We start from the raw sequence: 5,051 nt of genomic DNA, 5'->3' as shown, positions 1-5,051 counted from the left end.
TCGTTATCTCCCCGGCTTGCAGCGCGCAGTCGTGCTGCTGCAATGATCGCATCTTCAGTCGTTTGCATGATGTTGCCCTCGAAGTGCATCGGTTTCACTGATGCTGGCAGCCCACCATTAATTTTACCCCCGAGATCTACCATGACAACCGGGCGGCCTGACCGCGAGGCAATCGAGTGCACCTGCCGATCGGGATTGCTCTCACGCTAAGATGGCTTTGGCCTGCGTATGCGACAATTCATCCGTCCACCAAGTCATGGAGCGTATACACATGGTGCAACTGCTTGCGATCTCAGGAAGTCTTCGCGCAGCCTCTTCAAACTCCGCGTTACTGCGTGCTGCCGAGAGGCTCAGTCCTGAAGGGATATCGATCAGGCACTACCTGGAGGTGGGTCAATTACCTCATTTCGATCCGGACCTGGCTGACGATCCTCCGCAGTTGTCGAGCCCGCCTCGATAACAGTCGACTTGCTGGCAAAAGGAATGGATGACGCAGACATCGCAGCGAGCCCGCAGATCAGTCAGCAAGTCGTTTCGGCCTTGGGCGCATTCAAAAATCAAATTGAGGGTGGTCTTTCTGGCACTGTTCCTGTCTGAGCCCGAATGTTTTTGGCCGATTGCCGATACTCGGAGTGACAGCCTGTCGGTATCGACCTGAGGTTGTTGGTACGGCGTACGCCGACTGCCAACTCAAGCGCGGCATGTGCGCAGTTCGGGCGTAAAATAGCTGGGCTACCTCATCAAAAGGAGCCGCATATGAACTCCGACCAAATGAACAGACGTACGGCTGGAGAAAGGGTCGTTTGGGATCAGTATTTTTGTGCTGCGCTGATAGCCGAAAGCAATCTCACGGCGCCGACGATAGGGGGGTCGAAGTCGAGTCACGATGAGTGGCAGAGTCTATTGGTCGAGAGGGCCAGGATTCTTGCTGACAAGATGATGGAACACCGGCAATAAACAGAGCCCAGCCACCGCGCTGGGCTCTTCACATGCGTTGGGTGACGACCATTGCGCAGGCGAAAAAAAACCCGCAGGTGGGCGGGCTTTTGATCGATAGGGGCGTTGGTCCTTCAACTTGTGCAAGTGTGCTCTGCGGCTTAAGCCCAATCAACTGAATGGCGACGAAACACCGGAATAAAACGGAGTTGCGTGCCAGTTTGATCGTGGCCAATTGAAGGCGAGGGCAAGATGCTTGTTTGTCTTGCCTGCGAAGCGAGGCGTTTTGGACTACTACTGTGAGGCCAATTATTTTTCGTCTTGAAAGGGGAGCAATTCGATGCTGGTTCACTGGTTTCTCGCCGCGGTCCATCTTTTGGCTTATGCCCTGGCGCTCTGGGGGGGTCTGACGCGTGGCATGGCTTTTCGTCGAGTAACCGCAGAGGGTGCGGGGGCTCGCAGTGTTTTGCTGGCAGATAACTTTTGGGGAGTCTCTGCATTGATTCTTCTGGTGACCGGCGGGATCCGTGCCTTTGGCGGGTACGAAAAGGGCGCGGACTATTACCTGCATCAACCGCTGTTCCATCTGAAAATGACTTTATTCGTCATCATCCTGCTGCTTGAGATTGCACCGATGGTGGCCTTGATCAAATGGCGGATCGCTTTGAGTCGAGGTGTGCCGGTTGATGTCGGGCGGGTCCGTCTCTTTGCGCGGATCAGTCATATCGAGGCGCTGTTGATTATCTTGATGGTCGTGGCCGCGACAGGCATGGCGCGAGGTGTGACGTTTGGATAGTCGGTTAGCGTTGCGCTATGACTTGGTGTGTCCAGGCCGGCTGTGAGGTTTTCACCGGGCTGAATCCGAATCGTCTGACAGTAAGGCTCATGGCGATGTCGTTAGTATCGGTATCACCGGTGGAGTGTTGGTGCTGCACCTTTGTCATGGAGAAGGCAGGGATAGGCGCGCAGAATCTTTAGCCAGCCGTTGCCGTGAGAGAAAGGGCTGGCTACTGATTGCTGACGAGCTCAGGGCGTTTCGCGCTTGTCCGGCGCGGTAAGGCCCGCCTGAATACGTTGGTAGATTTCTTCGCGATGCACCGCAACGTCTTTCGGGGCATTAATGCCGATTCTGACCTGCTGGCCGCTAACGCCCAGAATGGTGATGGTGATGTCATCACCGATGTTTATGCTTTCACCGACTTTGCGGGTGAGTATCAGCATGATCTTCTCCTTGATAGCTTTGTAGGGCACCTGACTCAGACAATGCAGATGTCGGTAGTACCTATAGATTAGTGCTAAGTGTCACGGTTTGGGTGCCTCTTTCTGACGTGCAGACGCTGCATTAATTCCCAAGGTGCGACTATACAGAGGCGAGAAACATCATTCTCGTTGTTTTGAGGCCTGTTTACCGGGTCGCGAAGCATTTTCGGGTGATAAAATCCCGGCTTTTGGCATTCAGAGGGGAAGGTTGTGCGCAAAATGGCGTTGGTGGTCGCGGTATTGGTATTGGCCGGATGTGGTCAGGAAAAGGCCGGGGAGTCGAAAAAACCTCAGGCGCCGGTCGTTTCTGCACCTGCTGTGGCGGCTGCCCCGCAATGGGATGTTCTGGTTCAGGGCGAGACCGTGCAGGCGATCAGCGATCTCACCGGCTGGCTGATCGAACACAGTTTTGTTTCCTACGTGGTTACGCAAGACGGTAAACAGCGCGTGCTGGTCGGGCCGTTCAACTCGAAGGCTGAAGCCGAGGCAAGGCAGGTCGAGCTGACCGCAGCACTGGCCAGGGCGAAGAAGATGAATATCGAATCAATGGTCATCGAGCACAGCACGGCTCAGTAATTGACGCCGCCTGATTAACCGCAGGCCTTCATGTCGACGGGGCCGACGAACTGATTGCCGCGCCCCATCACGCACGCAACGCGCTGATTGCGTTGGCGCTCCCAGCTTTGTGCCGGGTAAGTCTTGTTCCAGGCTTCGTAGAGTTGCCGATCCTGTTTGGACAGTCGCAAACCGTATTGCTTGCTCATGTAGAAATAAGTGCGGGCGATCATCCCGCGAATGGACGGGCGGGGCATGACCTTCTTGGCCTTGAAGTCGACTTGGGTCAGGCACGAACCGTATTGCCCGGATTGTACGGGGAGCCAGCCGAAGCTGAAATTGCTTCGGTCCCCATTGACCTCGCCGATGCTCGGCACGAGGTTGTGCAGATCGGCCTCGGCACGCTGATAGGTCGGGTCGTGACGTGTGCAGTTCTGGCGACCACCCTGTTGCCAGCACTGGCGTTGATGACCGATTTGCCATGCCGGAACGATGTGCTCCCATTCGATGCGTGCAGCGCGCTTGGCATTTTTACGTGGCACGTAACCGCAGGCTTTGAGGTCGACCCGATTGCCCGTGTATTTGCAGCCACAATAGAACTCTGTGGACTGTGGGGCGTAGAGTGTCCAGGCGACCTTTTTCGCTTCGTTGAAAGTGCGTGGCGCATCCGCCTGAGCACTGACGACAACGAAGAGCAACAACAGCAAAGCAAAACAGCGAACAATCATTGACTCAGTCTTCCTTCGGCACAACCCAGAAAATCTGCACGCCGCCATCGTCGCGATAAGCGAGGGTGACGTTGTCGTTCTCGGCGATTTCCTCGAGCAAGCGTTCCCRTTCATCTACCGGCTCGTCGGGGAGGCGGAAGATCAGGGCGGCCTTGGCTTTTTGGGCGGTCGGGGAGTTGATGATTTTCTGAACGCGCAAACCGAGTCGTTCGTAAGAGCCTGGAGGGTTAGTCGCTGCTGAAGAGGTCGTGGCCACGGGGTAGTCCTTATTAAGCTGTACGTGCATACAGTATTTAACTGTAGGCGATTTCGCAACTGCTTAAAGTTCAAGAAATTCCTCTGACAGCGAATTTTTCCGTTTGCTGTAAACCGATTGGTGATTATTCAGAAGCAATGGCAGGGAAGGTGGGAGGGTAGATCACTCGCCCGGGTGGGCGAGTGGGGGGCAGGCGTCCGACCGGATCCGGCCGGACGCAATGAATCAGTACTCCCAGAACATCCGTTGCAGCTCTTTGCTGTCCGACGTCTTGGTCAGTGCAACCATCGTCAGGATGCGGGCTTTTTGCGGGTTCAGGTCATGCGCAACGACCCAGTCATACTTGTCGTCTGGCTGTTCGGCGTTGCGCAGGACAAAGCCGCCAGCATTGACGTGGGAAGAACGAATGATCTGCACGCCATCCTTGCGCAGTTCCTGCAAGGTTGGAACCAGACGCGAAGATACCGAGCCATTACCGGTGCCGGCATGGATGATGGCTTTGGCGCCAGACTGGGCCAGGGCCTTGTAAGCAGTGCCGTCGACATTGCCATAGGAATAGGCGATTTCGACGTCAGGCAGGCTCTTGATGGTTTTGATGTCGAATTCCGAATCCATGGTGTGGCGCTTGGCTGGCAAGCGGAACCAATAGGATTTGCCTTCGATCACCATGCCCAATGGCCCCCATGGGCTTTTGAACGCTTCGGTCTTGAGGTTGACCATTTTGCTGACATCACGACCCGACTGAATTTCGTCGTTCATGGTGACCAGCACGCCTTTGCCACGAGCATCTTTGCTACCCGCTACGGCGACGGCGTTGTACAGGTTGAGCATGCCGTCAGCCGACATCGCGGTGCCTGGGCGCATCGAGCCGACAACGATGATTGGCTTGTCGGTTTTTTCCACCAGGTTCAGGAAGTAGGCGGTCTCTTCCAGGGTGTCGGTGCCGTGAGTAATGACGATGCCATCGACGTCTTTGCTGTCGGCCAGTTCGGCCACGCGACGGCCCAGTTGCAGCAGGTTTTCGTTGGTGATGCTCTCGGAGGCGATTTGCATCACTTGCTCGCCGCGAACATTGGCCAATTGGCTCAGTTCAGGGATGCCGGCGATCAACTGTTCGATCCCGACTTTTGCAGCCTGGTACGTAGCACTGTTGGCTGAGCTGGCGCCGGCACCGGCGATCGTGCCGCCTGTAGCGAGGACGACCACGTTTGCCAGTTTCTTTTGGGTTTCGACTTCTTTTGCTTGCAGTGCAGTCGGGAGGAGCAGCAGGAGGGCCAAAGCGCCCGGAATAAAGGTGTTGAAGGCAGATTTCATTG

At 55.8% G+C, this 5,051-nt stretch carries 7 protein-coding genes; 3 read left to right on the top strand and 4 right to left on the bottom strand.

The window, feature by feature from the left end; genetic code table 11:
• Positions 1 to 756 precede the first annotated feature (756 nt).
• Together AC1DH9_RS22960 and AC1DH9_RS22955 are read left to right on the top strand one after the other, a co-directional pair.
• Positions 757 to 957, top strand: coding sequence for a hypothetical protein (locus AC1DH9_RS22960; RefSeq protein ID WP_427531023.1), 201 nt, complete (start codon positions 757 to 759; stop codon positions 955 to 957).
• A gap of 319 nt (positions 958 to 1,276) precedes the next feature.
• Complete coding sequence (locus AC1DH9_RS22955) at positions 1,277 to 1,732, top strand: DUF2214 family protein (protein ID WP_427546056.1); 456 nt, start codon at positions 1,277 to 1,279, stop codon at positions 1,730 to 1,732.
• Between the two features lie 230 nt (positions 1,733 to 1,962).
• Here AC1DH9_RS22955 and csrA read toward each other — a convergent pair whose 3' ends face one another.
• Positions 1,963 to 2,157: a carbon storage regulator CsrA gene (csrA, locus tag AC1DH9_RS22950; RefSeq protein ID WP_007920550.1), complete on the bottom strand. Its 195-nt coding sequence runs from the start codon at positions 2,155 to 2,157 to the stop codon at positions 1,963 to 1,965.
• Positions 2,158 to 2,406: 249 nt separating this feature from the next.
• Between csrA and AC1DH9_RS22945 the strand changes: the two genes are divergently transcribed.
• Positions 2,407 to 2,772, top strand: a complete 366-nt coding sequence (locus AC1DH9_RS22945) for an SPOR domain-containing protein (RefSeq protein ID WP_427531027.1) — start codon at positions 2,407 to 2,409, stop codon at positions 2,770 to 2,772.
• 14 nt (positions 2,773 to 2,786) lie between these two features.
• Here the strand turns inward: AC1DH9_RS22945 and AC1DH9_RS22940 are convergent, their stop codons facing one another.
• From AC1DH9_RS22940 to AC1DH9_RS22930, 3 genes are all read right to left on the bottom strand, one after another.
• A complete protein-coding gene (locus AC1DH9_RS22940; RefSeq protein ID WP_427546054.1) occupies positions 2,787 to 3,479 on the bottom strand; it encodes an endonuclease in 693 nt (230 codons plus the stop codon).
• 4 nt (positions 3,480 to 3,483) lie between these two features.
• The gene (locus tag AC1DH9_RS22935) at positions 3,484 to 3,765 is read right to left on the bottom strand and encodes a DUF1654 domain-containing protein (RefSeq protein ID WP_477808834.1); all 282 of its coding nucleotides are present in this window, start codon (positions 3,763 to 3,765) and stop codon (positions 3,484 to 3,486) included.
• A 195-nt stretch (positions 3,766 to 3,960) separates the two neighbouring features.
• Positions 3,961 to 5,049 (bottom strand): asparaginase, encoded by a 1,089-nt coding sequence (locus AC1DH9_RS22930; protein WP_427546052.1) that lies wholly within the window; start codon positions 5,047 to 5,049, stop codon positions 3,961 to 3,963.
• Between the last annotated feature and the right edge of the window lie 2 nt (positions 5,050 to 5,051).

The sequence above is a fragment of the Pseudomonas sp. 05T35 genome, from assembly GCF_056396605.1.
This window is presented reverse-complemented; position numbering and strand designations above follow the sequence as displayed.

Excerpts from the sequence above, each read along its gene's own strand:
- AC1DH9_RS22960 (WP_427531023.1), top strand. The coding sequence starts at position 757 with ATGAACTCCGACCAAATGAACAGACGTACGGCTGGAGAAAGGGTCGTT.
- AC1DH9_RS22955 (WP_427546056.1), top strand. The coding sequence starts at position 1,277 with ATGCTGGTTCACTGGTTTCTCGCCGCGGTCCATCTTTTGGCTTATGCC.
- csrA (WP_007920550.1), bottom strand. The coding sequence starts at position 2,157 with ATGCTGATACTCACCCGCAAAGTCGGTGAAAGCATAAACATCGGTGAT.
- AC1DH9_RS22940 (WP_427546054.1), bottom strand. The coding sequence starts at position 3,479 with ATGATTGTTCGCTGTTTTGCTTTGCTGTTGTTGCTCTTCGTTGTCGTC.
- AC1DH9_RS22930 (WP_427546052.1), bottom strand. The coding sequence starts at position 5,049 with ATGAAATCTGCCTTCAACACCTTTATTCCGGGCGCTTTGGCCCTCCTG.